This window comes from Streptomyces sp. NPDC002676 (genome assembly GCF_053592455.1).
In genome coordinates this window covers 111,866-136,979 of the sequence record NZ_JBSFVT010000009.1, presented here as the reverse complement: position 1 = coordinate 136,979, position 25,114 = coordinate 111,866, and the positions used below count along the sequence as shown (strand labels likewise).

The 25,114-nt window shown below is 71.6% G+C and carries 26 protein-coding genes; 13 read left to right on the top strand and 13 right to left on the bottom strand.

All coding sequences use genetic code 11. From position 1 onward, the window contains the following. Position 1: 1 nt before the first annotated feature. Entirely contained in the window at positions 2 to 1,030 is a 1,029-nt protein-coding gene (locus ACWD3E_RS25005; RefSeq protein ID WP_451389790.1) for an alpha/beta fold hydrolase, read from the bottom strand. Between the two features lie 165 nt (positions 1,031 to 1,195). Between ACWD3E_RS25005 and ACWD3E_RS25000 the strand changes: the two genes are divergently transcribed. From ACWD3E_RS25000 to ACWD3E_RS24985, 4 genes are all read left to right on the top strand, one after another. Next, positions 1,196 to 1,420 carry a hypothetical protein gene (locus tag ACWD3E_RS25000; RefSeq protein WP_451389789.1) on the top strand — a complete coding sequence of 75 codons (225 nt, stop codon included), beginning with the start codon at positions 1,196 to 1,198 and terminating at the stop codon, positions 1,418 to 1,420. Positions 1,421 to 1,619: 199 nt separating this feature from the next. Beyond that, positions 1,620 to 2,261, top strand: a complete 642-nt coding sequence (locus tag ACWD3E_RS24995; RefSeq protein WP_451351885.1) for a TetR/AcrR family transcriptional regulator — start codon at positions 1,620 to 1,622, stop codon at positions 2,259 to 2,261. 146 nt (positions 2,262 to 2,407) lie between these two features. Further along, a complete protein-coding gene (locus ACWD3E_RS24990) occupies positions 2,408 to 2,635 on the top strand; it encodes a DUF3107 domain-containing protein (RefSeq protein ID WP_451351886.1) in 228 nt (75 codons plus the stop codon). A gap of 193 nt (positions 2,636 to 2,828) precedes the next feature. Beyond that, positions 2,829 to 3,101 (top strand): hypothetical protein, encoded by a 273-nt coding sequence (locus ACWD3E_RS24985; protein WP_451389788.1) that lies wholly within the window; start codon positions 2,829 to 2,831, stop codon positions 3,099 to 3,101. A gap of 169 nt (positions 3,102 to 3,270) precedes the next feature. Here the strand turns inward: ACWD3E_RS24985 and ACWD3E_RS24980 are convergent, their stop codons facing one another. Next, complete coding sequence (locus tag ACWD3E_RS24980) at positions 3,271 to 4,020, bottom strand: ferritin-like fold-containing protein (RefSeq protein WP_451351888.1); 750 nt, start codon at positions 4,018 to 4,020, stop codon at positions 3,271 to 3,273. A gap of 518 nt (positions 4,021 to 4,538) precedes the next feature. Here ACWD3E_RS24980 and ACWD3E_RS24975 point away from each other — a divergent pair. Both ACWD3E_RS24975 and ACWD3E_RS24970 read left to right on the top strand, forming a co-directional pair. Next, positions 4,539 to 7,130 carry a DEAD/DEAH box helicase gene (locus tag ACWD3E_RS24975; protein WP_451389932.1) on the top strand — a complete coding sequence of 864 codons (2,592 nt, stop codon included), beginning with the start codon at positions 4,539 to 4,541 and terminating at the stop codon, positions 7,128 to 7,130. 125 nt (positions 7,131 to 7,255) lie between these two features. After that, positions 7,256 to 8,194, top strand: a complete 939-nt coding sequence (locus ACWD3E_RS24970; protein ID WP_451389787.1) for an alpha/beta fold hydrolase — start codon at positions 7,256 to 7,258, stop codon at positions 8,192 to 8,194. On the opposite strand, the gene ACWD3E_RS24965 is transcribed toward ACWD3E_RS24970, so the two are convergent. After that, entirely contained in the window at positions 8,191 to 9,084 is an 894-nt protein-coding gene (locus ACWD3E_RS24965) for an NYN domain-containing protein (protein ID WP_451389786.1), read from the bottom strand. The genes ACWD3E_RS24970 and ACWD3E_RS24965 overlap by 4 nt on opposite strands. A gap of 211 nt (positions 9,085 to 9,295) precedes the next feature. On the opposite strand from ACWD3E_RS24965, the gene ACWD3E_RS24960 reads away from it, so the two are divergent. Beyond that, positions 9,296 to 9,448, top strand: coding sequence for a hypothetical protein (locus tag ACWD3E_RS24960; RefSeq protein WP_451351891.1), 153 nt, complete (start codon positions 9,296 to 9,298; stop codon positions 9,446 to 9,448). A 45-nt stretch (positions 9,449 to 9,493) separates the two neighbouring features. Here ACWD3E_RS24960 and ACWD3E_RS24955 read toward each other — a convergent pair whose 3' ends face one another. The 4 genes from ACWD3E_RS24955 to ACWD3E_RS24940 all read right to left on the bottom strand — a co-directional run bounded on the left by ACWD3E_RS24955 (position 9,494) and on the right by ACWD3E_RS24940 (position 12,588). Continuing rightward, positions 9,494 to 10,099: a MarC family protein gene (locus tag ACWD3E_RS24955; protein ID WP_451389785.1), complete on the bottom strand. Its 606-nt coding sequence runs from the start codon at positions 10,097 to 10,099 to the stop codon at positions 9,494 to 9,496. A gap of 126 nt (positions 10,100 to 10,225) precedes the next feature. After that, on the bottom strand, positions 10,226 to 11,083 hold the full coding sequence (locus ACWD3E_RS24950; protein ID WP_451389784.1) for a PHP domain-containing protein: 858 nt from the start codon (positions 11,081 to 11,083) through the stop codon (positions 10,226 to 10,228). A gap of 117 nt (positions 11,084 to 11,200) precedes the next feature. Continuing rightward, entirely contained in the window at positions 11,201 to 11,842 is a 642-nt protein-coding gene (locus ACWD3E_RS24945) for a DUF6758 family protein (protein WP_451389783.1), read from the bottom strand. A 161-nt stretch (positions 11,843 to 12,003) separates the two neighbouring features. Further along, positions 12,004 to 12,588, bottom strand: coding sequence for a suppressor of fused domain protein (locus tag ACWD3E_RS24940; protein ID WP_451389782.1), 585 nt, complete (start codon positions 12,586 to 12,588; stop codon positions 12,004 to 12,006). 460 nt (positions 12,589 to 13,048) lie between these two features. Between ACWD3E_RS24940 and ACWD3E_RS24935 the strand changes: the two genes are divergently transcribed. Continuing rightward, positions 13,049 to 14,173, top strand: coding sequence for a magnesium and cobalt transport protein CorA (locus ACWD3E_RS24935; RefSeq protein ID WP_451389781.1), 1,125 nt, complete (start codon positions 13,049 to 13,051; stop codon positions 14,171 to 14,173). A 23-nt stretch (positions 14,174 to 14,196) separates the two neighbouring features. Beyond that, the gene (locus ACWD3E_RS24930) at positions 14,197 to 14,727 is read left to right on the top strand and encodes a hypothetical protein (RefSeq protein ID WP_451389780.1); all 531 of its coding nucleotides are present in this window, start codon (positions 14,197 to 14,199) and stop codon (positions 14,725 to 14,727) included. A 32-nt stretch (positions 14,728 to 14,759) separates the two neighbouring features. Here ACWD3E_RS24930 and ACWD3E_RS24925 read toward each other — a convergent pair whose 3' ends face one another. Then, positions 14,760 to 15,509, bottom strand: a complete 750-nt coding sequence (locus ACWD3E_RS24925; protein ID WP_451389779.1) for a hypothetical protein — start codon at positions 15,507 to 15,509, stop codon at positions 14,760 to 14,762. 225 nt (positions 15,510 to 15,734) lie between these two features. Between ACWD3E_RS24925 and ACWD3E_RS24920 the strand changes: the two genes are divergently transcribed. The 3 genes from ACWD3E_RS24920 to ACWD3E_RS24910 are packed head-to-tail and all read left to right on the top strand — an operon-like array spanning position 15,735 to position 18,817. After that, positions 15,735 to 17,039, top strand: coding sequence for a magnesium transporter MgtE N-terminal domain-containing protein (locus ACWD3E_RS24920; protein WP_451389778.1), 1,305 nt, complete (start codon positions 15,735 to 15,737; stop codon positions 17,037 to 17,039). Continuing rightward, entirely contained in the window at positions 17,029 to 17,640 is a 612-nt protein-coding gene (locus tag ACWD3E_RS24915) for a DUF1003 domain-containing protein (protein WP_451389777.1), read from the top strand. The genes ACWD3E_RS24920 and ACWD3E_RS24915 overlap by 11 nt, the downstream gene beginning before the upstream one ends. Positions 17,641 to 17,683: 43 nt before the next feature. Continuing rightward, positions 17,684 to 18,817: an Mrp/NBP35 family ATP-binding protein gene (locus ACWD3E_RS24910; protein ID WP_451389776.1), complete on the top strand. Its 1,134-nt coding sequence runs from the start codon at positions 17,684 to 17,686 to the stop codon at positions 18,815 to 18,817. A 119-nt stretch (positions 18,818 to 18,936) separates the two neighbouring features. Here ACWD3E_RS24910 and ACWD3E_RS24905 read toward each other — a convergent pair whose 3' ends face one another. The 5 genes from ACWD3E_RS24905 to sigE all read right to left on the bottom strand — a co-directional run bounded on the left by ACWD3E_RS24905 (position 18,937) and on the right by sigE (position 24,121). Beyond that, complete coding sequence (locus tag ACWD3E_RS24905; RefSeq protein WP_451389775.1) at positions 18,937 to 19,602, bottom strand: hypothetical protein; 666 nt, start codon at positions 19,600 to 19,602, stop codon at positions 18,937 to 18,939. A 271-nt stretch (positions 19,603 to 19,873) separates the two neighbouring features. Then, positions 19,874 to 20,341, bottom strand: coding sequence for a sec-independent translocase (locus ACWD3E_RS24900; RefSeq protein WP_451389774.1), 468 nt, complete (start codon positions 20,339 to 20,341; stop codon positions 19,874 to 19,876). An 86-nt stretch (positions 20,342 to 20,427) separates the two neighbouring features. Then, positions 20,428 to 22,281: a trypsin-like peptidase domain-containing protein gene (locus ACWD3E_RS24895; RefSeq protein ID WP_451389773.1), complete on the bottom strand. Its 1,854-nt coding sequence runs from the start codon at positions 22,279 to 22,281 to the stop codon at positions 20,428 to 20,430. Between the two features lie 134 nt (positions 22,282 to 22,415). Continuing rightward, positions 22,416 to 23,414 carry an anti-sigma factor family protein gene (locus tag ACWD3E_RS24890; RefSeq protein ID WP_451389772.1) on the bottom strand — a complete coding sequence of 333 codons (999 nt, stop codon included), beginning with the start codon at positions 23,412 to 23,414 and terminating at the stop codon, positions 22,416 to 22,418. Next, positions 23,411 to 24,121: an RNA polymerase sigma factor SigE gene (sigE, locus tag ACWD3E_RS24885; protein WP_451389771.1), complete on the bottom strand. Its 711-nt coding sequence runs from the start codon at positions 24,119 to 24,121 to the stop codon at positions 23,411 to 23,413. The genes ACWD3E_RS24890 and sigE overlap by 4 nt, the downstream gene beginning before the upstream one ends. Before the next feature lie 249 nt (positions 24,122 to 24,370). Between sigE and ACWD3E_RS24880 the strand changes: the two genes are divergently transcribed. Then, positions 24,371 to 25,054, top strand: a complete 684-nt coding sequence (locus ACWD3E_RS24880; RefSeq protein WP_451389770.1) for an O-methyltransferase — start codon at positions 24,371 to 24,373, stop codon at positions 25,052 to 25,054. Positions 25,055 to 25,114 lie beyond the last annotated feature (60 nt).

Sequence of the window (25,114 nt, the reverse complement as noted above, 5' to 3'; positions counted from 1 at the left end):
CTCAGCTCCCCGCACTCGTACTGGCGGCCGTGACGTCGCCCCCGGCATCGGCGACTGCCGTCGTCCCATCGGTCAACTCCCCGGCCTCCGCGAGAAGTTCCCGGAACGCCCCGGCCACCACCTCGGGGTACTCCATCATCGCCACGTGCCCGGCGTCCGGCAGGGACAGCAGGCGGGAGTCACGGAAGGAGCGGGCGGCCTTCTGGGCCATGCGGTAGCCGACCAGCTGGTCCCGGCCGCCGTAGATCAGCAGGGTCGGCGCGAGCACGCGTTCGGCCTGGCGCCACAGTCCGTGCTGGCCGCCCAGCGTGTAGGCGTTGACCACCCCGCGCGCGGAGCGTGCCATCGCGTCCCAGAAGTACGGCAGTTGAAGCCGCCGCTCCAGCTCCTCCACGGCGACCCGGAACGCCTCGGGCGAGACTCGCCCGGGGTCGCCGTAGCAGAGCGCCATGACGCCGCTCACCCGCTGCTCGGCCGTCCACTCCTTGGTGAGCCGGGTGAACAGCGCGGCCACTCCGGGCACGCCCAGGAGCGCCGTCGGCACGGCGGTGCGCTGCACGCGCAGCTCGGGCAGCGCGGGCGAGACGAGGGTGAGCGTGCGGACGAGGTCCGGGCGTACGGCGGACACGCGCGTGACGACCGCGCCGCCGAGCGAGTTGCCGAAGAGGTGGACCGGGCCTCGGCCGGCCGCGTCGAGATAGCGGATCACCGCGCGCGCGTGCCCGGTGACCGAGTAGTCGCCGTCGTCCGGGGGTGGGGAATCGCCGAAGCCCGGCAGGTCGAGCGCCTCACTGTCGACGACGCCGTCCAGCCGCGTCATCAGCTCCGACCAGTTCTGCGAGGAACCGCCGAGTCCATGGACGTAGAGCGCGGGCGGAAGGCCCTCGCGCGCGGGGCGGCGGGACCGGATCGACAGGGTGACCCCCGGAAGCCCCACCGACCTCATCCGCTCGCCCACGCCGACCCGGACGGCTGCCGCCTTCGGAAACACACTGGCGGCCGGCACGGACGGCGACTCGGTCGAAGACATGTCGCAATGTTACGAGACGATCACGTCATGGTTCATGTGTTCGCCGTCACAGAGCGGGTCGCCGATGGCATGGCGTCTGCATCAGGTGTCTCCTAGGCTCGTACACAGGGCACCCGCGGGTGCACCCTGCTGCTCCCAGGGACGTTCGTAGGAAGGGAGCTCACCATGGCCTATGACCCCATTGAGCCCGAAACGATCGAGGACCTGGAGGCCAACGAGAGCCCGGAAGTCGACTTCGAGGCTTCCGAAGTCGACGCCGCCGAGCAGCACACCGACATCACGCCGGAGCGCGACGACCCGATGACGGAGATCGTTCCGGACCGCGCGAACGAGGCCGACCTCGCCGAGCAGGCGCGGGTGGTAGTCATCGACGAGGAGGACTACCGCTGACGCCGGACGCCGCGTTCAGGCCGCACCTGCCGGGCTTCTGGGCCATATCGGCCCGCTTCCAGGCGGCACCGGCCCCGCTTCGTGGCTTTCGTCGCCGTCCGGTACATGAAATTCTGCGCTCGCACCGCGCACACCACGGTTACCGAAAAGTACGATGGCGGCGCGGTGACACCGCATGTGGACGACTTTGGGAGGCGGCGTGACAGCCATCGAGCAAACTGAGGCGGTACGCCCGCGCGGCACCCGTCTGCCGCGCCGAGCCCGACGGAACCAGCTGCTGGGCGCCGCTCAGGAGGTATTCGTCGCGCAGGGCTACCACGCTGCGGCAATGGACGACATCGCCGAGCGGGCCGGCGTCAGCAAGCCGGTGCTGTACCAGCACTTCCCCGGCAAGCTCGACCTCTACCTCGCCCTGCTGGACCAGCACTGCGAGTCGCTGATCCAGGCCGTGCGCGGCGCGCTGGCATCGACGACGGACAACAAGCAGCGCGTCCGGGCGACCATGGACGCCTATTTCGCCTACGTCGAGGACGACGGCGGCGCCTTCCGCCTGGTCTTCGAGTCCGACCTGACGAACGAGCCCGCCGTGCGCGAGCGCGTCGACAAGGTCACCAACGACTGCGCCGAGGCGATCTGCGAGGTCATCGCCGAGGACACGGGCCTCTCACGCGCGGAGTCGATGCTGCTCGCCTCCGGCCTCGGCGGCCTCGCCCAGGTGGTGGCCCGCTCCTGGCTGCACAGCGACCGCAGTGTCCCGCGCGACCAGGCGGTGCAGCTGCTGACCTCGCTGGCGTGGCGGGGCATCGCCGGTTTCCCGCTGCACGGCACCGAGTCCCACTGAGCGTCCGGCCGGTAGCCGTTTGTTCCCGCGCGGTGTTCGCTCCTGGCGTGCCGTCCCGCAGCGTGTACGTCCCCTCACCGGGCTAATGTGTGCTGCGTACGGCGCGGAAGATCGCGCATATCACTGACCGTCGGAGGGACATAGCCGTGGAGGTCAAGATCGGCGTGCAGCACGCGCCCCGCGAGATCGTTCTGGAGAGCGGTCAGAGCGTCGAGGAGGTCGAGCGCGTGGTGGCCGACGCGCTGGCCGGCAAGTCGCAGCTGCTGAGCCTCGTGGATGAGAAGGGCCGCAAGGTCCTGATCCCGGCGGACCGCCTGGCGTACGTGGAGATCGGCGAGCCGACGGTCCGCAAGGTGGGCTTCGGCACGCTGTAGGCCAGAGTCGCAAAGAGGGCCCGGTGGCATGTGCCGCCGGGCCCTCTTCGTGCGTTCCCGGCCACGGGCGTGTGCGCGCCTGCGGCGCACAGAGGGAGCACAAGTCGCCCACAGCGGAGGATTGCACTCCGCAGGTCACGGGTATGACGGGCTACGTACGTCAAGGGCAGGCCGCCCGTGGGAGGGACCTCGGATGATCCTGGAAGTGCTCGGATCCGCTGTGCTCGGCCTGGTGCTCGCCTGGGCGGCGGCACACCGTCTTTCGCACCGGCTGCCGGCCCGCCCGCTGGTGTACTCGACGGGCGTCGCCGGAGCCCTGTTCGGCGACTTCATCACCCACAGCGCCCTGGGCCCCGGCAGCGCCCTGCTGAGCCTGCTGGGAGCGGCCGTCGTCGCGGTGGCGTCCCTTTCCCTGCTGCTGCGCCCGTCAGGAAGCCGTCTCCGCCGACGATCAGCGACGGCGTAGCCGTTCGCTGAAGGGGCGCGGGGCTCGCCTGGGTCCTGTGGTCGAATTCCCGCCCGCACCGCGACGCCCGGCACGCATTCCCCCACTGCCTCAAGGGGACCCCCAGCTGCGTTGCCGGACACCGCGCGGCCGGCCCTCCGGGCGGACGACGGGAATGTGACGACGGGCCCTAGGCCGCGAGGCCCAGCGCAGCCATCCGCTTCGTGTGCGCCTCGGTGATCCGCGAGAACATCCTGCCGACCTCCGCGAGATCGAACCCGTCGGCCACGCCACCCACGAGCATCGTCGACAGCGCGTCCCGGTCGGCGACGACCCGCTGGGACTGCGACAGCGCCTCGCCCATCAGCCGCCGCGCCCACAGCGCGAGCCGTCCGCCCACGCGCGGGTCGGCGTCGATGGCCGCGCGCACCTTCTCCACCGCGAAGCCGGCGTGCCCGGTGTCATCCAGGACGGCGAGGACGAGTTCACGGGTGTCGGAGTCGAGGCGGGCCGCGACCTCCCGGTAGAAGTCGCTGGCGATCGAGTCGCCGACGTACGCCTTGACCAGGCCCTCCAGCCAGTCCGAGGGCGCCGTCTGCCGGTGGAAGCCGTCCAGGGCGGCGACGAACGGCTCCATCGCCGCGGTCGGCTCCTCGCCGATCTCGGTGAGCCGGTCCCGCAGCCGCTCGAAGTGGTGGAACTCGGCCGAGGCCATCTTCGCCAGCTCCGCCTTGTCCGCGAGGGTCGGCGCCAGCTTGGCGTCCTCCGCGAGCCGCTCGAACGCCGCCAGCTCCCCGTACGCGAGCGCACCGAGCAGGTCCACGACCGCGGCGCGGTACTGCGGGTCGGCGGAGGCCTGCGCCCAGTCCTGGGCGGCGACCCCGGTGTGTCCGGTGGCGGAGGCGTTCTCAGGCTTGTCAGAGCTAGTCATGAGGCGCACAATAGCCCGCTCGCCGGGCCGTGGAAGCCCCTGGTCGGCCACTGTGCCGACGATTGCCTACCACTGTGACCACGACAACGTGACCAAATCGGCCGTCGCATGTGCGCCAATCCGGGGTATGGTGGTAATGCGCCTGCTGAGAGTGCGTCGACGCTGCTCGACGTCTTCCGAGAGGGCGCACGCATGAGGATGCCCGGTCGGTGGCCCGATCGGCTCCGACCCGACAGCCCTCCCTTGCCGTACGGCTCTGTACGTACGACGACCGGAGGGACCCCCTCAGCGGTACGAGCGCTAGAGCGTCGGCAGAGGTCCCGTGTCATACGGCTTGCCCCAGTGGTTCGCCCGTACGGCAGCCGACGTCCCCGGCACGGTCTGCCATGACCCCCGCGCTCGCCTCGCGCCGCACACACAGAAGAGGCATGACCCTGACTACGACGTTCCGAGAGCTCGGAATCCTCCCCGAGACCGCCGAGGCCCTGGAGGCCGTCGGCATCATCAACCCCTTCCCCATCCAGGAGATGACGCTCCCCGTCGCCCTTTCCGGCACGGACGTCATCGGCCAGGCCAAGACCGGCACCGGCAAGACGCTGGGCTTCGGCCTTCCGCTCCTCGAGCGCGTCACCGTCCCCGCCGACGTCGAAGCCGGCCGCGCCGCTCCCGAGGCCCTCACCGACGCCCCGCAGGCGCTCGTCGTCGTCCCGACGCGCGAGCTGTGCACGCAGGTCACGAACGACCTGCTGACCGCGGGCAAGGTGCGCAACGTACGCGTCGCCGCGATCTACGGCGGCCGGGCCTACGAGCCCCAGGTCGAGATGCTGAAGAGGGGCGTCGACGTGGTCGTCGGCACCCCGGGCCGCCTGCTCGACCTCGCGGGCCAGAAGAAGCTGAACCTGAAGCACGTCAAGTCCCTCGTCCTCGACGAGGCCGACGAGATGCTCGACCTGGGCTTCCTGCCCGACGTCGAGAAGATCATCAACCTGCTTCCGGCCAAGCGGCAGACCATGCTGTTCTCCGCGACCATGCCGGGCGCGGTCATCGGCCTCGCGCGCCGCTACATGTCCCAGCCCACCCACATCCGTGCCACTTCGCCGGACGACGAGGGCGCGACGGTCGCGAACATCAAGCAGTTCGTCTACCGCGCGCACTCCCTCGACAAGCCGGAGATGGTCGCCCGCATCCTGCAGGCCGACGGCCGCGGACTCGCGATGATCTTCTGCCGTACGAAGCGCACGGCCGCCGACATCGCCGAGCAGCTGCAGCGTCGTGGCTTCGCCTCCGGTGCGGTCCACGGCGACCTCGGCCAGGGCGCCCGCGAGCAGGCGCTGCGCGCTTTCCGCAACGGCAAGGTCGACGTCCTCGTCTGCACCGACGTCGCCGCCCGCGGCATCGACGTCGAGGGCGTGACCCACGTCATCAACTACCAGTCCCCCGAGGACGAGAAGACGTACCTGCACCGCATCGGCCGTACGGGCCGCGCGGGCGCCAAGGGTACGGCCATCACGTTCGTCGACTGGGACGACATCCCGCGCTGGCAGCTGATCAACAAGGCGCTGGAGCTGGACTTCAACGACCCGGCGGAGACGTACTCCAGCTCCCCGCACCTGTTCACGGACCTCGGCATCCCCGAGGGCACCAAGGGCACCCTGCCGCGTTCGGAGCGGACCCGCGCCGGGCTGGCGGCCGAGGAGCTGGAGGACCTGGGCGAGACCGGTGGCCGCGGTGCGCGCGGTCGCGGTGGCCGGGGCGGTCGCGGTGACGCTGCCGAGACGAGCACCGGCGAGCGGGAGCGTTCGGCCCGTACGCCGCGCCGTCGCCGTCGTACGCGCAGCGGCACCCCCTTGGACGAGTCCGCCACGACGACGGCTACGACCGCCACGTCCGCCATGGCACCGGCCGCCGAGTCCGTCACGGAGGAGGCCGCCGCGAAGCGCACCCCGCGCCGCCGTCGCCGTACCCGTGGCGGGGCGTCGGCCGAGCCGGTGACGGCCACGGCCACGGCAACGGCCGCTCCCGAGGCCGCTGTTGAGACGGTGGACACGGCGGAGGGTCCTGCCGCGCTCGACACCCCGGACAAGCCGCGTCGTCGCCGCACCCGCAAGTCGGCCGAGCCGCAGGCAGCCGAGGTGACGCCGGTCGAGAGCACGGTGACCGAGCCCGCGCCCGAGGCCGCTCCGGCTCCCGAGGCCACCCCGGCCCCGGAGACGAAGCCCCGCCGCCGTACCCGCAAGGCCGTCGCCGCGCCGGAGGCCACCGAGGCGGAGGCCGCGGTGGACACGGCCGAGGCCGCGGAGGCCAAGCCGCGCCGCCGTACGCGCAAGACGGCCGAGCCGGCCGCCGAGGCCGCGGTGGACACGGCCGAGGCCGCGCCTGCCGAGGCCCCGGCGGAAGCCGCCCCGGCGACCAAGCCGCGCCGCACGCGCAAGACGGCTGCCGCCGCTCCGGAGGCCACCGAGGCCCCTGAGGCCGAGGCCAAGCCGCGCCGTACCCGCAAGACCGCCGCAGCCGCCGAGGCAGCCGTGGACACGGCCGAGGGCACGGAAGCCAAGCCGCGCCGCACCCGCAAGGCCGCTGCCTCCGCCGAAGCCGTCGTCGAGACGGCCGAAGGCACCGAGGCGAAGCCGCGCCGGACCCGCAAGACGGCCGCCACCGCCCCGGAGGCAACCGAGGCCGAGACCGAGGCCAAGCCGCGCCGGACCCGCAAGACCGCCGCAGCCGCCGAGGCAGCCGTGGACACGGCCGAGGGCACGGAAGCCAAGCCGCGCCGCACGCGCAAGACGGCCGCCACCGCCCCCGAGGCCACCGAGGCCCCTGAGGCCGAGGCCAAGCCCCGTCGCACCCGCAAGACGGCCGCGTCCGCCGAGACCGCTGTCGACGGTGCCGAGGTGGCCGCGCCCAAGGTCCGGCGGACTCGCAAGGCCGTGGCCGAGGCGCCTGCCGTGGAGATCCCGGCGCAGGCCACCGAGGAGCCGGAGGCCAAGCCGCGCCGCCGCACCCGCAAGGCCACGGCGTCCGCCGCCGAGGCGACGGCGGCCGGCGAGGCGGTCGAGGCGAAGCCCAAGGCGCGCCGCACGCGCAAGGCCGCGGCTGCCGTGGAGGCTCCCGAGGCCTGATCCGGCGCTCGGCACGGCTCAGCACCGCACCATCACCCGATGGCCCGGTCCACTCCGGTGGGCCGGGCCATCGGCATTCTGGGCGCCCGATAGCTCCTCCTCAGGGCGCCCGATAGCCTCTCCCCATGAGCAGGCCTGCCACCTTCGTCCCGCCCCCCGGCGCCCGTGCGTACTCCCTGCGCACGGCGCGCGGTGAGTTCGCCGTCGTCGACGCTCCCGTGGCCGCCGGGGTCGAGCCGAGGGGTGTCGCGCTGCTGCTGCCGGGATTCACCGGGAGCAAGGAGGACTTCAACCCGCTGCATGTGCCGCTCGCGGAGCGCGGGTACCGGACCTTGGCGATCGACGGGCGCGGGCAGTACGAGACGGACGGGCCCGAGACCGACGAATCCGCCTACGCGCAGCAGGAGTTGGCGCGGGACGTGCTCGCGCAGGCGGAGGCCGTCGGGCTGCCCGTGCATCTGCTGGGGCACTCGCTGGGCGGGCAGATCTCGCGCGCGGCCGTGCTGACCGACCACACGCCCTTCCTGTCGCTCACCCTGATGTCCTCGGGACCGGCCCACATCTCGGAGCCGCAGCAGCAGCGCGTGCAGCTGCTGCGGGAGGCGCTCGCCGTGATGTCGATGGCGGAGGTGTGGGACGCGATCCAGGCGATGGAGGCGCCGGAGGAGACCGAGCCGGGTAGGCCCGACGGCCGGCGCGACGGCAGGCCCAACGGCTCACTCGACGGCGGGCTGGACGACCGGGACGATCTGCGGCGCCGCTGGCTGGGCACCAAGCCCGCCCAACTCGTCGCCACCGGACGCCAGTTGTGCGCCGAGCCGGACCGCGTCACCGAACTGGCCGCCCTGCCGCTGCCGTTCCACGTGCTGTCCGGCGCACTGGACGACACCTGGCCGCTCACGCTGCTCGACGAGATGGCGGCACGGCTGACGGCACGGCGGACGGTCATCGAGGGCGCCGAGCACTCCCCCAACACCGACCGCCCGCTCGCCACCGCCCACGCGATCGCCGACTTCTGGGACGGCAACGGCCACCACCCGGCCGCCGCTGCCGGCAGGCCCTAGTACAGCGTCTGCAGGTGCCCCCAGAACCCGTCCCGTAGGGCGCGGCGCAGGTCCGCCTGGCCGCGCAGGGAGTACTGGAGCAGACCCTCGGCCTCGACCAGCAGGTCCTGGTCGACGGAACCGGGCAGGTAGGGGTGGCCGGGCAGGAGTTCGACCAGCGCCTCGCGGCCCCGGGCGGCCAGCCATTTCGCCGCGATCTGGGCGCCGACGAAGCGGACGTCCTCGCGGGTGGGACGGGTGCCGTCGGCCTCGTAGGCGGCGGCCGTGCGCCGGGTGACGTACGGCTTGAAGAACTCCAGGTCGAGGGTGCGCTGGCTGTCGACCTCCCAGAGCAGCGGTTCGGCCTGGTTGCGGGCCTCGGGCGCCTCGATGCCCCACAGGTGGACGCGGGCGCCGTAGCCCTGGGCGGCCTCGACCGCGGAGACCAGGTCCTCGTCGCCGCCGAGCAGGGCCGCGTCGCTGATGGCGCGGTGGCGGGCCAGGGACTCCAGATCGCTGCGGATCAGGGAGTCGACGCCCTTCTGCTGGTTGTTGGCGTTGAGGTTGCCGAGGCGGACCTTGACGTCGGGCAGTTCGGCGATGGACTGCTGTTCGGCGGTGTGGATGCGGCGGCGGGCGCCGTCGTACCAGTAGACGCGCAGCAGGCGACTGTCGGCGAAGACCGAGCGGGCCCGGTCGATGAGCGCCTCGATCAGGCCCTCGGCGTCGAGGTCGAAGGCCCGGCGGTCCTCCGTCCCGGCGATCAGCCGGCCCGCAGCCGCATACAGGTATCCCGCGTCGACGAAGATCGCGTGGGTCGAGGGTGTCTTCGCCACTTCGGCGAGCATGCGCTGGAGCAGCTCGTTCGTGCGGTCGATGCGGGCGGCGAGGGCCGCCAGGTCGTCGTTCATCACTTCCATTGTCCCGGCGGTCACGCTGCGAACACAACCGGTCCCGGTCGGTTCCACCAACACCTCTTACCGGTCGGTAATTAGTTGTTCGAAAAATTTCTTTAGCGTAGGGAATGTTTGTAACATACGACGTGTTGACTCTGTACGACAGCACGTCACCATGCACCCAGTAGTTCTCCTCAGGAGGATGACCAGACGAAGGGAGAAGCCTGTGCGCTTCGAAATCCTGCGACTCGACGAGGTCGACGGCACCACCGTGGACACCACCGTCGTGGACGCCGCCTCCGTCAACCGGATCGTTCAGCAGGCCGCCGCGATCGGGCAGCGCCTGTGGATCCGGCCGGCCGACACCCCGGCCTCGTAACGCGGATCGCCACTCATGCTTTCCGGGGGAGCCGAGCCGCTGCGCTCAGCTCCCCCGGATCACTTGGGTGACACCGTTGATGATCTGCTGCACCGCGATCGCGGAGAGCATCATGCCCGCGAGCCGCGTCACCAGGACCACGCCGCCGTCCTTGATGACCCGGATGATCAGCAGCGAATAACGCATCACCAGCCACAGCACGACGTGGATCGCGAGGATCGCGGACCACACCGAGACCTGCGTGGCCACAGTGCCGGCCTTCTGCACGGCCAGGATCACGGACACGATGGCACCGGGCCCGGCCAGCAGCGGCATGCCCAGTGGCACGAGGGCGACGTTCACGTCCTTGGTCTGCTTCGGCTCGTCGGTCTTGCCGGTGAGCAGGTCGAGCGCGATCAGCAGAAGCAGCAGTCCGCCCGCGATCATCAGCGCGGGGACGGAGACGTGCAGGTAGTCGAGGATCTGGTGGCCGAGGACGCCGAAGGTGGCGATCACCCCGCCCGCCACACAGACGGCCTGGAAGGCCATCCGCTTCTGCACCTTGGCCGGACGGCCGGCGGTCAGGGCGAGGAAGATCGGGGTGATCCCAGGGGGATCCATGATGACAAAAAGGGTCAGGAACAGAGAGCCGAAGACAGCGAAGTCGAACATAGAGAGCCTTGCAGGATGGAGCCAGGATGGAGCCACCGCCGTGGGCAGTCGTCCCGCAGGGCAGGACGGCGGGCACGGCGGACGGAGCCGGGTGGGCGGCGAACGGGTGAGCCGGTGACCTGAGGGTCAGATCCCGCCCGTACCCGGGACGGGAAACGCGCCGGTCGCGCGGCGGATGATCTCCCCGTACACCTCGGGGTCCGTCGTGTACTCGCCGAGCGCCACGGTCTTGCGGCTGCCGTGGTAGTCCGAGGAGCCCGTGACCAGCAGCCCCAGCTCCTTCGCCAGGACGCGCAGACGGGTCCGGTCGTCGGCGTCGTGGTCCATGTGATCGACCTCGATACCGTCCAGGCCGGCCTCGGCCAGCTCGGCGATGCGGGACTCCGGCACCGTGCGACCGCGCTTGACGGCGGCCGGGTGCGCGAAGACGGCCACGCCGCCCGCGCCCTTGATCAGCCTTATGGCCTCGAACGGGTCGGTCTCGTGCTTCTCCACGAAGGCCCGCCCGCCGTCGGCCAGCCACTCCTCGGTGAACGCGTCGCTCACCGTCGCAACGACGCCCAGCTCGACGAGCGCGGTGGCCACGTGCGGACGCCCGACCGAACCGCCGGCGGCGATCCGCTCGACCTGCTCCCAGGTGACCGGCACGCCCAGCGCGTTCAGCTTGGCGACCATGCCCTGGGCCCGCGGCACCCGGTCGTCCCGGACCAGCTCGCGCTCGGCGAGCAGGGCGGGCTCCTCGGGGTCGAAGAGGTAGGCCAGCATGTGCATGGAGATGCCGTCGACACGGCAGGACAGCTCGGCGCCGGTGACCAGGGTCAGCCCCTCGGGCAGCGCGGCGATCGCCTCGGCGTACCCGCGGGTGGTGTCGTGGTCGGTCAGCGCGACGACGTCCAGTCCGGCCTCGGCGGCATTGCGCACCAGCTCGGCCGGGGTGTCCGTACCGTCGGAGGCCGTGGAGTGACAGTGCAGATCAATGCGCACGGTGACTCCAGGCATGACGGACGGAAGGGGACGCTCCAGCATAACGGCAAGGAGAGAGTGTCCGTCACACCCGCAACCCGGAAGCGCCCCCTACGAGCACCCCCACCCCAGCGGGGGCTACGGCTTGAGCAAGCGCGGCGACAGCGCCCCGCACGGCACCAGGTCCAGCTCCGCCCCCGCGTCCCGCAGATCCGTGAGGACCAGCTCGTCGTACATGAGCAGACCGGACTGCTCCGGCCACATCACCGCCCACAGCCACATGCCGAGGGCCTCGCCGGCGAAGACGGCGCGGTCGTCGGGGGTGCGGAAGACGTGCCAGAGCGGGGTCGGGCGGCCGGCGGCCAGCACCTTCGCCTGGGGCGGTTTCTCGACGTTCATGTAGGACCCCGGGTCCGGGCCGTCGATGCCCGCGTACCACGCGCCGAGGCCGACGCCGAGTTCCTCGGCCACCAGGATCAGTTCGCCCATGCCACCGAGCGGCCCGGGGCCCGAGCAGGCGACGGCAGTCGCACGGCCGCCGGTGCGGTCGTCACCCGCGTACGTCACCCCCGTGAACAGCCAGCCGACCGGCAGCGGCCACGGCATCCACACCGGGACCTGCGTGCGATGCACGACGACGGTGAGTGCCTCGACGCTGGGCGGGATCACGGGCTGCAGCGGATACACCGTCCCGTGCACATCACACTGCCAGGAATCGGCGAAGAGTCCGGGAGCCCTGACCCGGCCACCACACTTCGGGCAACTGGGTTCGCCCCTCATAGGGCTCCACGGTCCTACCCCTGCACCGTTACGTCAAGGACGATCACCCGACCGGCGCAGACCACTCGGCGGAGGGGCGGGCGGGGGTGCGGCGCGGTCTTCGTCAACTGACCCGGCCCGGGCCACGGTTGGTGAGCTTGCTCACTCGGGGCGATCCCGAATCAGTCCAGCGGGACGGACTTGCGGGCGGGGTCCCTCAGGTCCGTCCCGTTCGTCAGCCAGCGCTCCTGGAGGGCCTGGGCGCCGTGCACCCGCTTCCAGGCGGCCTCGTTCGGGGTCATCGGCAGCAGCGGCAGGAACTGTACGGGGTCCATCGGCTCGTCCAGTTCCAGATCCTCGACGAGCCCGCCCGGCTCCGCCACCAGAACGGAGCTGAAGGGAGCGCCGGGCCACAGCGGCTCACCCACGTCCAGGGAAGCGCCCGGGGCCACCACGATGCCCTCCACCTGCGGCGTTGCGGCGAGCACCGCGAGCGGGCGGAGCACCTTGTCGGTGTCGGCGATGCCCGCGCGGACGGACAACACCAGTTCGACTCGGGGGCCCTTGACGGGGTCGGCAACCATCGCCGTGGGGTCCGTCATGGGGTGCGCGGACATGCCGAGCGTGGCGTAGCGGACGACATCTCCCTCCTGGAAACGGAGCACCTCGATGCGGTCCGTGCCCAGGAAGGTGACCGCGGCGCGCGCGTCCGGTTCTCCCAGAGCGGTGCTCAACCGGGCCTCGACAAGAGGAAGAACATCAACCATGCGGTGAGCATAGAACTCGTCAGTACCGGGCAAAGCAGCGCCTTGACACTTCGGGCTGCTGCTACGCTGAGCCGGTGGTTCGGGACAGCACGCCAAGCGTCGCCGTCAAGTCCCGACGCCGATGAGACTCCCTTACGAGGGACCGGCCGGAGGAGGTGGGGCTGTCATGGATCGAAGTCGACCTGGTAGTACCACTCGCTCTTCCGGCTGTTGATGTAGTTACCGGCTGGCTGCCACCTTTCCCCGTTCGCGTCGTCGTTCGGAAGAGCACTTCGTTTCGCTTCACCTGATCTGTCTGATCTGCGTCAGTTCTGCATCAGTAGCGAAGTCGCCACCGCGACGTTGCGGTGCTCCCCGCTTTGTGGACGTGCCAAACCTCCGCAGTCAGGACGTCCTCATTCCGGGTAGTTCCACCCGTCGCAGGCGCACTTTCGTTGCCTGCCCGCGAAGGAGCCTGCCCATGTCGATGATCCGTGACCTGCGTGCCGCCGTCCGCCCGTCGTCCCGCCCGTCGCTGCGCAAGGAGACGAGCGCGTCGTACGACACCACGCGCGACCCCGCCACGCCCTCGGCCGTGGTCGACTGCGCCGTCTACCGCGACGGCACCCGCGTGGCGAGCGCCAAGCCGCTGACCCCGCAGGAGGCCATGCGGCAGGTGCGGCGCGACGGCGGCTTCGTGTGGATCGGCCTGCACGAGCCGACCGAGGCCGAATTCGCCGGTATCGCCAGCGAGTTCGGGCTGCACCCGCTCGCCGTCGAGGACGCCGTGCAGGCACACCAGCGGCCGAAGCTGGAGCGGTACGACGACTCGCTCTTCACCGTCTTCAAGACCATCCACTACGTCGAGCACGACCGGCTCACCGCCAACAGCGAGGTCGTCGAGACCGGCGAGGTCATGTGCTTCACCGGGCGGGACTTCTTCATCACCGTCCGGCACGGCGGCCAGGGCTCCCTGCGGGCGCTGCGGCACCGCCTCCAGGACGACCCGGAGCTGCTCGCCAAGGGCCCCTCGGCGGTGCTGCACGCGATCGCCGACCACGTCGTGGACGGGTACATCGCGGTCGCGGACGCGGTGCAGGACGACATCGACGACGTGGAGACCGAGGTCTTCTCGCCGGGCCGCAAGGGCGGGGTCTCGCGTGGCGTGGACTCGGCGCGGATCTACCAGCTCAAGCGTGAGGTGCTGGAGTTCAAGCGGGCGGTGGCTCCGCTGCTGCGGCCGATGCAGCTGCTCAGCGAGCGGCCGATGCGGCTGATCGACCCGGACATCCAGAAGTACTTCCGGGACGTCGCCGACCACCTCGCCCGGGTGCAGGAGCAGGTGCTCGGCTTCGACGAACTCCTGAACTCCATCCTCCAGGCCAACCTGGCGCAGGCGTCCGTCGCGCAGAACGAGGACATGCGCAAGATCACCGCCTGGGCCGCGATCATCGCCGTACCGACGATGGTGTGCGGTGTGTACGGCATGAACTTCAAGTACATGCCCGAGCTGCACTGGAAGTACGGCTACCCGGTGATCATGGGCATCACGGTGGCCCTGTGTCTGGGCATCCACCGCACGCTGAAGCGCAACGGCTGGCTGTGAGCGGGCCTGGATAGGCTGAACCCATGACAACCGAGCTGCCCGACCAGGCCCTTCTCGACCAGGCCCTCATCGAGGAGGCCACCAAGAAGTCCGGCCTCATCTGGGTCAGGGGCGCCGGGGCCCCCGCGGCGCGTGCGCTGTGGCACGCGTGGGTCGAGGGTGCGGTGTGCGTGGTCGGCGACGGGCCCGGCGAGCAGCCGCTGCCCGAGCTGACCGACGGCGGCTCGGCCGAGGTGATCGTGCGCAGCAAGGACAAGGGCGGCCGGCTGGTGACCTGGCCGGCGACCGTGACCGAGCTGCGCTCCGGCTCGCCGGAGTGGGAGGCGGCGGTGACCGAACTGAAGGGGAAGCGCCTCAACGCCCACGACGGCGAGGAGATGCCGGCCCGCTGGGCCCGCGAGTGCCGGGTGCTGCGCCTGGTGCCGGCGGGGGCGCCGGCCCCGCTGCCCGACGAGAGCCTGGCCGAACGCCCGCTGCCGTCCCCGGCGATCACACGTCGGCCGATCCCGGCGGGCCTGCCGAAGCTGCTGGCGAAGCGACGGAAGGCGAAGTAGCGAAGAGCTAGGACGGGCGAAGCAGCCTACGGCTAGGACGTCGGCAGCTGCTCGCCGTAGTCCACCGTCTCGCCCGTCGCGGGCTCGGTGACGGCGAAGTCCTTGCCCCAGTCCGAGAAGCTGAGCGTCCCGGCGCCTCCGGCCCGGACCAGGCGGAGCGGATACGGCGTGCCCTGGAGGGAGACGTCGAGGATGCCGCCGGAGCCCTTGTCGCCGGTGACGCGGATCGTGGGGGTCCCGGACTGCTCGTGGTGGCCGTCCGTCGCCGGCTTGCCGTGCAGCGTCAGCAGACCTTCGAGGAGGACGGTCTTGTCCGTGAAGCCGCTGAACTTCTTGTACGCCGGGTCCCCTTGCGGCACCTTCACGTACTTGCCGCCGAGCTTGCTCGCCGCCGCGTCGTCGCCCTTGCCGTCGGCGTGGTTCCAGAAGGCCGCGTCGGCCTTCAGATACAGCTGCTTGCCCACCCGCAGCAGCTTGAACGTGCTGCCCTGCGAGGTCACCGAGCCGGTCCCGCCGTCGCTTTTGAGACGCATGTCGAGGGTGTAGGTACGGCCGCTGGTCACCACGGTCCCGGACAGGTGCACCGTGGACGCCGCGGCTGCCGCGGACCGCGCCTTGGCCTGGATCCGGTCCGCGGGGAGCTTGCCCACCCCGTTCGTGCCGGCGTCGGGATCCTCGCTGCCGCCGCACCCCGTCAGCACGGCCGCTCCCGTCACGGCCAGCGCGCACACGGCGGTCACCAGTGCGGTCCGGCGGTTACGGCCCTGGGGAATCGAGGTCACGGGCGGCTCGCCTTTCTGAGGGGTTGCCTGAGGTTTCCTGAGAGGTGCCTGAGGGGGTTTCCTGAATGGCGTACGGCAGCGTACCGGGGCCCGGTCCGCCCGGCGGAGCCAGTCCGTCCGGACCGCTCACCAGGGCGTATCCGATCAGGACGGGCTAGCCTGAAGCGCACCCGAGCGGTCACATCTGAGCAATCCACACGAACTCCATGCAAAGAAGGCACAGTCATGGCAGCCGGCGCCCCCCGGATCTTCGTCTCGCACCTCGCCGGGGTCCCCGTCTTCGATCCGAACGGCGACCAGGTGGGCCGCGTGCGCGATGTCGTCGTCATGCTGCGGGTCGGCCGGCGGCCCCCGCGCGTGCTCGGACTGGTCGTCGAGCTGTCCACCCGGCGCCGTATCTTCCTGCCGATGACCCGGGTGACCGGCATCGAGTCCGGCCAGGTCATCACCACCGGCGTCATGAACGTGCGCCGCTTCGAGCAGCGGCCCACCGAACGGCTGGTCTTCGGCGAGCTGCTGGACCGCCGCGTGAAGCTGGTGGAGACCGGTGAGGAGGTCACCGTCCTCGACGTGTCCGTGCAGCAGCTGCCCGCCCGCCGGGACTGGGAGGTCGACCGCGTCTTCGTGCGCAAGGGCAAGAAGGCCGGCGCGTTCCGGCGCGCCAAGGGCGAGACGCTGACCGCCGAGTGGTCCGCCGTCACCGGGTTCTCGCTGGAGGAGCACGGACAGGGCGCCGAGAGCCTGCTCGCCACCTTCGAGCAGCTGCGCCCCGCCGACCTCGCCAACGTCCTGCACCACCTCTCCCCCAAGCGGCGCGCCGAGGTGGCCTCCGCCCTGGACGACGACCGCCTGGCCGACGTACTGGAGGAGCTGCCCGAGGACGACCAGATCGAGATCCTCGGCAAGCTGAAGGAGGAGCGCGCGGCGGACGTCCTGGAGGCCATGGACCCGGACGACGCCGCCGACCTCCTCTCCGAGCTGCCGGAGGACGACCAGGAGCGGCTGCTGAGCCTGATGCAGCCCGACGACGCGGCCGACATGCGGCGCCTGATGTCGTACGAGGAGCACACCGCGGGCGGTCTGATGACCACCGAGCCGATCGTGCTGCGCCCGGACGCCACCGTCGCCGACGCGCTCGCCCGGGTCCGCAACCCCGACCTGTCCCCCGCGCTCGCCGCCCAGGTCTACGTGTGCCGCCCGCCCGACGAGACCCCGACCGGCAAGTACCTGGGTACCGTCCACTTCCAGCGGCTGCTGCGCGACCCCCCGTACTCCCTGGTCAGCGGGCTCGTCGACGACGATCTGCAGACCCTGGCCCCCGACGCCACCCTGCCCGTGATCGCCGGGTTCTTCGCCACGTACGACATGGTCGCCGCGCCCGTGGTGGACGAGTCCGGGTCGCTGCTCGGCGCGGTGACCGTGGACGACGTCCTCGACCACATGCTGCCCGAGGACTGGCGGGAGACGGAGTTCCACCTGAACGACGAGGCCGGGGCGGCCGGCGAGGGGGCGAGCGCCCATGGCTCCTGAGCGCGAGAGCACCCGCGAGCGCATTCCGGTGGGCGCCACGGCGGCCACCCGGCCGCGCACGCCCCGCCTGGACCAGCCGCGCCCGCCCCGGCGCCGGATCCTGCCCGAGTGGGACCCGGAGGCCTTCGGCCGGCTGTCGGAGCGGATCGCCCGCTTCCTGGGCACGGGCCGCTTCATCGTCTGGATGACGGTCGTCATCATCCTGTGGGTGGTGTGGAACATCTTCGCGCCGGCCGCCCTGCGCTTCGACAACTACCCGTTCATCTTCCTGACGCTGATGCTGTCCCTCCAGGCCTCGTACGCGGCCCCGCTGATCCTGCTCGCGCAGAACCGGCAGGACGACCGGGACCGGGTCAACCTCGAACAGGACCGCAAGCAGAACGAGCGGTCCATCGCCGACACCGAGTACCTGACCCGGGAGATCGCCGCGCTGCGCACGGGCCTCGGCGAGGTGGCCACCCGCGACTGGATCCGCTCGGAACTCCAGGACGTGCTCAAGGAACTGGAGGAACGCAGGCGCGGCGACGGGCATCCCGGCCACGTCGTATTCCCGGCAGAGCGGGCGGAACGGACTCAGGGACGTGACGCAGACGACCGCTGAGGGGCTACCCACGGGCCCAGTACCGCGCCGTACCATCGTCCTTATGGTTACGGAAGACGCGGTGCGCGAGGCGCTGGCGACGGTGAACGACCCCGAGATCAACCGACCCATCACCGAACTGGGGATGGTCAAATCGGTGGAGATCGGCGCGGACGGAGCGGTCGCGGTCACCGTGTACCTCACGGTCTCCGGCTGCCCGATGCGGGACACGATCACCCAGCGTGTCACCGACGCGGTCTCCCGGGTCGAGGGCGTCACCCGCGTCGACGTCACGCTGGACGTGATGAGCGACGAGCAGCGCAAGGAGCTGGCGACGGCGCTGCGTGGCGGCCAGGCCGAGCGCGAGGTCCCCTTCGCCAAGCCGGGCAGCCTCACCCGGGTGTACGCGGTCGCGTCCGGCAAGGGCGGCGTCGGCAAGTCCTCGGTGACCGTGAACCTCGCCGCGGCGATGGCCGCGGACGGCCTGAAGGTCGGTGTCGTGGACGCCGACATCTACGGCCACAGCGTGCCGCGGATGCTGGGCGCGGACGGCCGTCCCACCCAGGTCGAGAACATGATCATGCCGCCGTCGGCGAACGGCGTGAAGGTCATCTCGATCGGCATGTTCACCCCGGGCAACGCGCCGGTCGTCTGGCGCGGCCCGATGCTGCACCGCGCGCTGCAGCAGTTCCTGGCGGACGTGTACTGGGGCGACCTGGACGTCCTGCTGCTGGACCTGCCGCCCGGCACCGGTGACATCGCGATCTCCGTCGCCCAGCTGGTCCCGAACGCCGAGATCCTGGTCGTGACGACCCCGCAGCAGGCCGCGGCCGAGGTCGCCGAGCGCGCCGGTGCCATCGCCGTGCAGACCCACCAGAAGATCGTCGGCGTGGTCGAGAACATGTCCGGCCTGCCCTGCCCGCACTGCGGCGAGATGGTCGACGTCTTCGGCACGGGCGGCGGCCAGGCGGTGGCGGACGGCCTGACCCGTACGACGGGCACGTCCGTCCCCGTCCTCGGGTCCATCCCGATCGACGTCCGCCTGCGCGAGGGCGGCGACGAGGGCAAGCCGGTCGTCCTGACCGACCCGGAGTCCCCGGCGGGTTCGGCACTGCGCGCGATCGCGGGCAAGCTGGGCGGTCGCCAGCGCGGCCTGTCGGGCCTGTCGCTGGGGATCACGCCGAAGAACAAGTTCTGAGAACCCGCAGAACAGGTTCTGAGCCCGCACACACGGAACAGGTTCTGAGCCCGCACACAGCGGAGGGGCGCCGGCATCACGGCGCCCCTTTTCTCATGCGCTTTCTCATGCGCGGGTACTCATGCGTACGAGGCGATGTCCTTCACCACGGCGAACCCGACCCCGTACGCGCTCATCCCCCGCCCGTACGCCCCCAGGTGCACGCCCGCCCCGGTGGTACCGGCGAGCACCCAGCCGAACTCCCACTCCCGGTAGTGGAACGAGGTCGCCACCCCGTCCACCGGCAGCGAGAGCCGGGACCACTCCGGCCCCTCGAGGTCGTCGGCCAGAGCCCACGCCGTCTCCGTCTGCTGGTCCAGCCAGTCGTCGCGCAGGCTGTGGTCCATCTGGCCGGGCCAGGTGAACGACAGCAGCCCCACGCCGGCCAGCCACGCCGCCGAGGACACCGACGTCGCCTCCAGCAGCCCCGTACCGTCGGCGCTGCGCCGGGGCGGGTGCGCCGGCACGGTCACCACGACGGCGAACTTCTCCCGCGGCTCCTCCGCGGACGCGGACTCGTTGCGCACGGTCGGCTCGTCACCGTGCCCGATCGACCCGTGCTCCACCGCGCCGTCGGCCGCCATGCCGACCTGCATCAGCCAACGCGGCCCCGTGAAGGCCTCATCGAGGCCGTACCAGGGAAAGGGAGCCTCCAGATAGCCGTCGACCGTGCGCCAGGCGGAGGGGAGCTGCTGTCCGCCCTCCGCGGCCGGCGCCTGCGCACCCACCCGACTTGTCGTCTCCATCTGCCCGGACGCCTCCTCGCTCTCGTCGGACCGGGGTGCCCGCCCCCCTTCGGGCGTACTCGTCCGGTCCGCACAACAACTCGGCAGCATATCCACACTGCTGAGAGCAGCAGGGAAACCGCCGGGCGCGTGGTCGCACGGACGGCCTGTTCAGGCCGGGTGCGGCGGGCGCACGCTATGAAACGCGTCACGCACGCCCTCCGGCCCGCGTGTCGGGGCCGGGGGGCGTGCGTTTGTCGTCAGTGGGTGCGGCTGGGACCTGTGCGGCGGATCAGGTCGCGTCCGCGTCGAAGGACGGGCGGTCGCCCCTGGCGGGCTCTTCGGCCTTCTTGGTCATGTCGAGGCGCCCGCCGGACGGCGCAGGCGACGCAGACGAAGAAGACGAAGAAGACGAAGAAGCGGACGACGAGTCGGTGTCCCGGCCGTTGACGGCGTCGGTGACCTCGGCCATCTCCTTCTTCAGGTCGAAGCCGTTGCGGATCTCCTTCAACCCCAGCTCGTCGTTGTCCAGCTGCTTGCGGATGAACGTCTTGGGGTTGAGGTCCTCGAACTCGAAGTCCTTGAACTCGGGACCCAGTTCGCTGCGGATGTCGTTCTTGGCGCTCTCGGAGAACTCACGGATCTTGCGGATCGTACGCGTGACGTCCTGGATCATCTTCGGGAGCTTGTCCGGACCGAAGACGAGCACAGCGAGCACAATGATGGTGACCAGCTCGAGTGGTCCTATGTCATTGAACACCTGACGCTCCCAGTGTGATCTCCACGGTCGCTCAACGGTACCCGGCGTTCCTGTCCGACCGGTAGCGTCCCGAGGTGAGACTTCTGTCAGTTCTGCTCCGACGCGCCCAGCGCGAGGGAGACTGTCCGTTCCGCGCCATCGCGTTCGACGGTCAGCCGCAGCCGGTCGCCGGGCCGGTGGGCACGGATCTTGACGATCAGCTCCTCGCCGGTGTGGACGCGCTGTCCGTCGACCTCCGTGATGAGGTCACCGGCCTTGAGGCCGGCCCGTTCGCCGGGGCCGCCGCTGATGACCGCGGGGCCGCCGTTGGCGCTCTTGGTGTCGATACGGGCGCCGTCGCCGGTGTAGCCCATGTCGAGCGTGACGCCTATCACAGGGTGGGTGGCGTGGCCCTTGTTGATCAGTTCCTCGGCGACGCGCTTGGCCTGGTTGATCGGTATGGCGAAGCCGAGGCCGATGGAGCCGGCCTGGCCGGTCTCGGAGTCGGAGCTGCTGTCGGCGGAGCGGATGGCCGAGTTGATGCCGATGACCTGGGCCCGGGAGTCGAGCAGCGGGCCGCCCGAGTTGCCGGGGTTGATGGGGGCGTCGGTCTGCAGCGCGTCGACGTACGACACATCGCTCCCGTCGCCCTTCTCCCCGCCGGCCGTGATGGGGCGCTCCTTGGCGCTGATGATGCCGGAGGTGACCGTGTTGGCCAGGTCGAAGGGGGCGCCGATGGCGACGACGGGGTCGCCGACCCGGACGCCGTCGGAGTTGCCGAGCGGCATGGGGGTGAGCCCCCGGACGCCGCTGACCTGGACGACGGCGAGGTCGTAGCCGCTGTCCCGGCCGACGACCTTCGCCTTGGCGGTGTCGCCGCTGCTGAACGTCACCGATATCTCGCCGCCTGACCCTGCGGGCTGGACGACGTGGTTGTTGGTGAGGATGTGCCCGCGCGTGTCGAGGACGAAGCCGGTGCCGGTGCCCTCCTCGTCGCTGCCCTTGACGTGCAGCGTGACGACGCTGGGCAGTGCCCGGGCGGCTATCCCGGCCACGCTGTCGGGCGCCCGGCCGGCGGGCACCTTCCCGGCCTGCGGCAGGTGTACGTCGCCCAGGCCCTCGTGCTCGGCGTAGGCGCCCAGCAGCCCGCCGAGCCCGCCGGACACGAGGGCGATGACCAGGGCCCAGCCGAGCAGGAACCGCGTCGCGCGGCGCTTGCGCTCCACGTCCGTGAGCACCCGGGCCCCGGTCTGCTGGAGGGGCGCGGCGGGACCGAGGGGCACCTGCCCGGCGGCGGGCGGCACGGCCCAGGGGTCGTAACGCTGCCAGGGATCGCCGGGGGCACCCTGCGCGGGTGCGGGCGGGGCGACGGGGGCGGGGGCGGGTACCGGTGCCGCAGCCGGCACGGGCGCGGCGGGAGCCACGGGTGCCATCGCCTGCGGTGGGAGGGGCGTGCCCTGGGCCGGGGTCGCCCCGGGGTGCTGGACGGGCGGCGCGGGGGCCCAGGGGCCCGGCTCACCGTACGGCGGGGTGCCGTAGGGGTCGGGGTCGTGCAAGGGCTTGGGGCGCCCGGCAGACGCGGCGGGGTTGGCGTCCTCCACGGCGGCCTCCGCAACGGCGGGCGCCGAAGCGACGGCCCCTTCGGCGACAGCCCCAGCGGCCTCCGCCGCCTCCGTGGATACGGACGCGGCGGCACCGGACTCCGCCCCGGCCCCGGCCGTCTGCGCGCGAAGCGCCTGCGCGCCGCTCGAACCGGCCGACGCGGGCCTCGGCAGCTCGAAGTCGCCGCCGGGGCCCTCGGTCCCCGTCGCGGGCCCTGTCGCGGGCTCCGGAGCGGCTTCAGGACGTGCCAGCTCGAAGTCGCCCGGCTCCTCATGGCCTGCGCCCGGGGCCGCAGCCCCCACGGTGCCCTCCGACGTCACCCGCGCCGGCGCCTCTTCCGACGGGTTGCCCTCGTTCATGCTCTCCCCACGGCTGGCCGCGGCCCCCCGCTGGGGCGATGGCCGCGGAACGTCGACTGCGCGCCCGGGTCGTCACCACGGGCACGGCGTTCACAGGATTCAACCAGGTTCGCCGGCCGGGGCGCAGAGGCCGGTCAGGGAGCCGGGTGGGAGGCGGCGGGCGGCAGGGACGGGGAGGCGGTGGGAGCGGAGGCCTGTTCGGGGACGGGGGCGGACAGCAGGCCGAGGCCGAGCAGCCCGTGGGACTTGGCCCACGAGGCCGGCGGGAACGGCGCGTTCTCGGTCAGCGGGCGTATCAGCGGGGACACCGCCGCCGCACCGGCCAGCACCGGCGCGGTGAGGTCGTGTACGACGCCGGGCGCCTGCCCGGGGGCCGGCAGGCCGGGGACCAGCGGCGCGGACATCGTGGTCGGCGCGATCGGCGTCTGGCCGAGCAGGGAGCTGCCCTGGGAGAGCTGCGGTCCCACGGGCCGGCGGCGCTGGGTGTCGGGCGTGGCCGCGCCGCTGCCGGTGCCCGCGGACCGCGCCGGGACGACATTGCTGCCGTTCTCGGAGGCGCTGCGGGCATCCGCGGTGGTGTCGCTGGGGAGGCCGGTGGTCACGCCGCCGAGGGCGACGGCGGCCAGCGACACCGCGCCTGCGGCGGCGAACGCGAACCGCAGCCCGCGCGAGGCCGGGCGGTCGGTGTCCGGGCGGCCGACGGGGTGTATGCGGAAGCCGCGCTCGGCGGACGCGGGGACGGCTGCGACGGAGTGCGGGCCGACGGGGACGTAGCCGAACTCGAAGCGCTCTTCGCGCCGTACGTCGAAGACCCCTGCGTCGGGGCCCCGTCCGAAGAGGCCGCCCCCGGACGTGGGCGTACCGCCGCCGTCCAGGTCGCCTCCGCCGGGCAGCCCCTGGAGGCGGGCCAGGAAGCTCTCGGAGGGCGGCGGCGGGGCCGCCTCCGCGAACACGTTCTTCAGCCGGCGCTGGGCGTCCGCCTCTGCCTTGCACCGGGCGCAGGTGGCCAGGTGGGCGAGGACGCGCTCGCGCGAGTCATGACCCAGCTCCCCGTCCACCAGGGCGGAGAGCCGGTCTCCCAGATGCTGCTCTGCGAGGTGTGCCTCGGCAGGTTTTGGCCGTGTGTCACTCACGCCGTCGCGCCCCCTCCCCCCAGAGCGGGGACACGGGCCATGAACGAGCGCCGCTCGGCCGCACGGGCCTCCGGGGAGCGGTGCGCCAGGGCCTTGCGGAGCTGGGAGCGGCCACGGTGGATACGGGAGCGGACCGTGCCGAGCTTGACGCCGAGGGTCGCGGCGATCTCCTCGTACGACAGTCCCTCGATGTCGCACAGGACGACGGCGGCGCGGAACTCGGGCGCAAGGGTGTCCAGGGCCTGCTGGACGTCGGCGTCGAAGTGGGCGTCGTTGAAGAGCTGCTGCGGGGTGGGTTCCTTGCTGGCCAGCCGCTCGGCCGCGTCCTCGCCGAGGGCGTCGAAGCGGATGCGCTGCTTGCGGCGGACCATGTCCAGGAAGAGGTTCGTGGTGATGCGGTGCAGCCAGCCCTCGAAGGTGCCCGGCGAGTACGTGGACAGGGAGCGGAAGACGCGGACGAAGACCTCCTGGGTGAGGTCCTCGGCGTCGTGCTGGTTGCCCGTGAGGCGGTAGGCGAGGCGGTAGACCCGGCCGCTGTGCGTGCTGACGATCTCCTCCCAGGTGGGCGGAGTCCATGCCTGCCCGTCCGCGTCGGTGGAGAAGGTCGCGGTCTGGGCGTCGCCTGCGGCGACTGCGGCGTGGTGGTCAGCAGCGGTGTCGGTCACGGATTTCGGCCTGCCCACCGACCCGAGGAAGCGCCGCAGCACTCCTCCCCGGTCTTCGGGCGCAGCCGCACCTCCCCTGTCGGCTCTGGTGGTGTCCAGTGGAGCCCCTACCATAGCCACCTCGCCCGTTAGCTCCGGATAAGCGGTTTTACGAGAATTTGATACGTGCTGATACGGCTCATACGGCTGCGTCAGCACTTGCTCGGCGCCCTGTTCCACCTCTTACCCCCCGTCGCGTCCCCGGCCACCGTCTCATCCCTATAAACGCCCGGTCCCATCTGCGGGTTCCCGGTGCCAACGGATACAGTCACGCCGAGGCAATCATGGGGACGGGAGAGGGTCATTACCGGCAACCGGCAGACGAGCTGGGCGTTCGCCGACGCCTTTGTCGCCGAGGACGAAGCGCTGCGCTGGGCCCGCGACCGGGCCCGCGAGGCAGGGCTGCGCTCGGTGGCGCCCGGCACGGGCTCCGCGCTGCGGGTGCTCGCCGCCTCCGTGGACGCCAAGGCGGTCGCGGAGATCGGGACCGGCTGCGGGGTCTCCGGAATCCATCTGCTGCACGGCATGCGCCCGGACGGGGTCCTCACCACCGTCGACCCGGAGCCCGAGCACCAGCAGTTCGCCCGCCAGGCCTTCCGCGCCTGCGGCTTCGCCAGCAACCGGGCCCGGTTCATCCCGGGCCGCGCCCTGGACGTGCTGCCGCGGCTCGCGGACGCCGGATACGACCTGGTCTTCTGCGACGGTGACCGGCAGGAGTACCCGGATTACCTCGCTGAATCGTTGCGCCTGCTGCGTCCGGGCGGCCTGGTGGTCTTCGAGGGCGTCTTCGCGGGCGGCCGTACCGTCGACTCCGGTCCGCAGCCCACCGAGGTGCTGAAGCTGCGGGAGCTGCTGCGCACGGTGCGCGAGAGCCAGGAGCTGGTGACGTCGCTGATACCCGTGGGCGACGGGCTGCTGTGCGCCGTCAAGCGGTGAGCCCCGTCAAGGGGTGACCCCGGGGGCCCGGGGCCGGCGGAGCCTGGGAAAACGGCTGCC

Bases quoted from the DNA above. Each gene is read 5' to 3' on its own strand.
- ACWD3E_RS25005 (WP_451389790.1), bottom strand. From the start codon at position 1,030: ATGTCTTCGACCGAGTCGCCGTCCGTGCCGGCCGCCAGTGTGTTTCCG.
- ACWD3E_RS25000 (WP_451389789.1), top strand. From the start codon at position 1,196: ATGGCCTATGACCCCATTGAGCCCGAAACGATCGAGGACCTGGAGGCC.
- ACWD3E_RS24985 (WP_451389788.1), top strand. From the start codon at position 2,829: ATGATCCTGGAAGTGCTCGGATCCGCTGTGCTCGGCCTGGTGCTCGCC.
- ACWD3E_RS24975 (WP_451389932.1), top strand. From the start codon at position 4,539: ATGACGCTCCCCGTCGCCCTTTCCGGCACGGACGTCATCGGCCAGGCC.
- ACWD3E_RS24970 (WP_451389787.1), top strand. From the start codon at position 7,256: ATGAGCAGGCCTGCCACCTTCGTCCCGCCCCCCGGCGCCCGTGCGTAC.
- ACWD3E_RS24965 (WP_451389786.1), bottom strand. From the start codon at position 9,084: ATGAACGACGACCTGGCGGCCCTCGCCGCCCGCATCGACCGCACGAAC.
- ACWD3E_RS24955 (WP_451389785.1), bottom strand. From the start codon at position 10,099: ATGTTCGACTTCGCTGTCTTCGGCTCTCTGTTCCTGACCCTTTTTGTC.
- ACWD3E_RS24945 (WP_451389783.1), bottom strand. From the start codon at position 11,842: ATGAGGGGCGAACCCAGTTGCCCGAAGTGTGGTGGCCGGGTCAGGGCT.
- ACWD3E_RS24940 (WP_451389782.1), bottom strand. From the start codon at position 12,588: ATGGTTGATGTTCTTCCTCTTGTCGAGGCCCGGTTGAGCACCGCTCTG.
- ACWD3E_RS24935 (WP_451389781.1), top strand. From the start codon at position 13,049: ATGTCGATGATCCGTGACCTGCGTGCCGCCGTCCGCCCGTCGTCCCGC.
- ACWD3E_RS24930 (WP_451389780.1), top strand. From the start codon at position 14,197: ATGACAACCGAGCTGCCCGACCAGGCCCTTCTCGACCAGGCCCTCATC.
- ACWD3E_RS24920 (WP_451389778.1), top strand. From the start codon at position 15,735: ATGGCAGCCGGCGCCCCCCGGATCTTCGTCTCGCACCTCGCCGGGGTC.
- ACWD3E_RS24915 (WP_451389777.1), top strand. From the start codon at position 17,029: ATGGCTCCTGAGCGCGAGAGCACCCGCGAGCGCATTCCGGTGGGCGCC.
- ACWD3E_RS24910 (WP_451389776.1), top strand. From the start codon at position 17,684: ATGGTTACGGAAGACGCGGTGCGCGAGGCGCTGGCGACGGTGAACGAC.
- ACWD3E_RS24905 (WP_451389775.1), bottom strand. From the start codon at position 19,602: ATGGAGACGACAAGTCGGGTGGGTGCGCAGGCGCCGGCCGCGGAGGGC.
- ACWD3E_RS24895 (WP_451389773.1), bottom strand. From the start codon at position 22,281: ATGAACGAGGGCAACCCGTCGGAAGAGGCGCCGGCGCGGGTGACGTCG.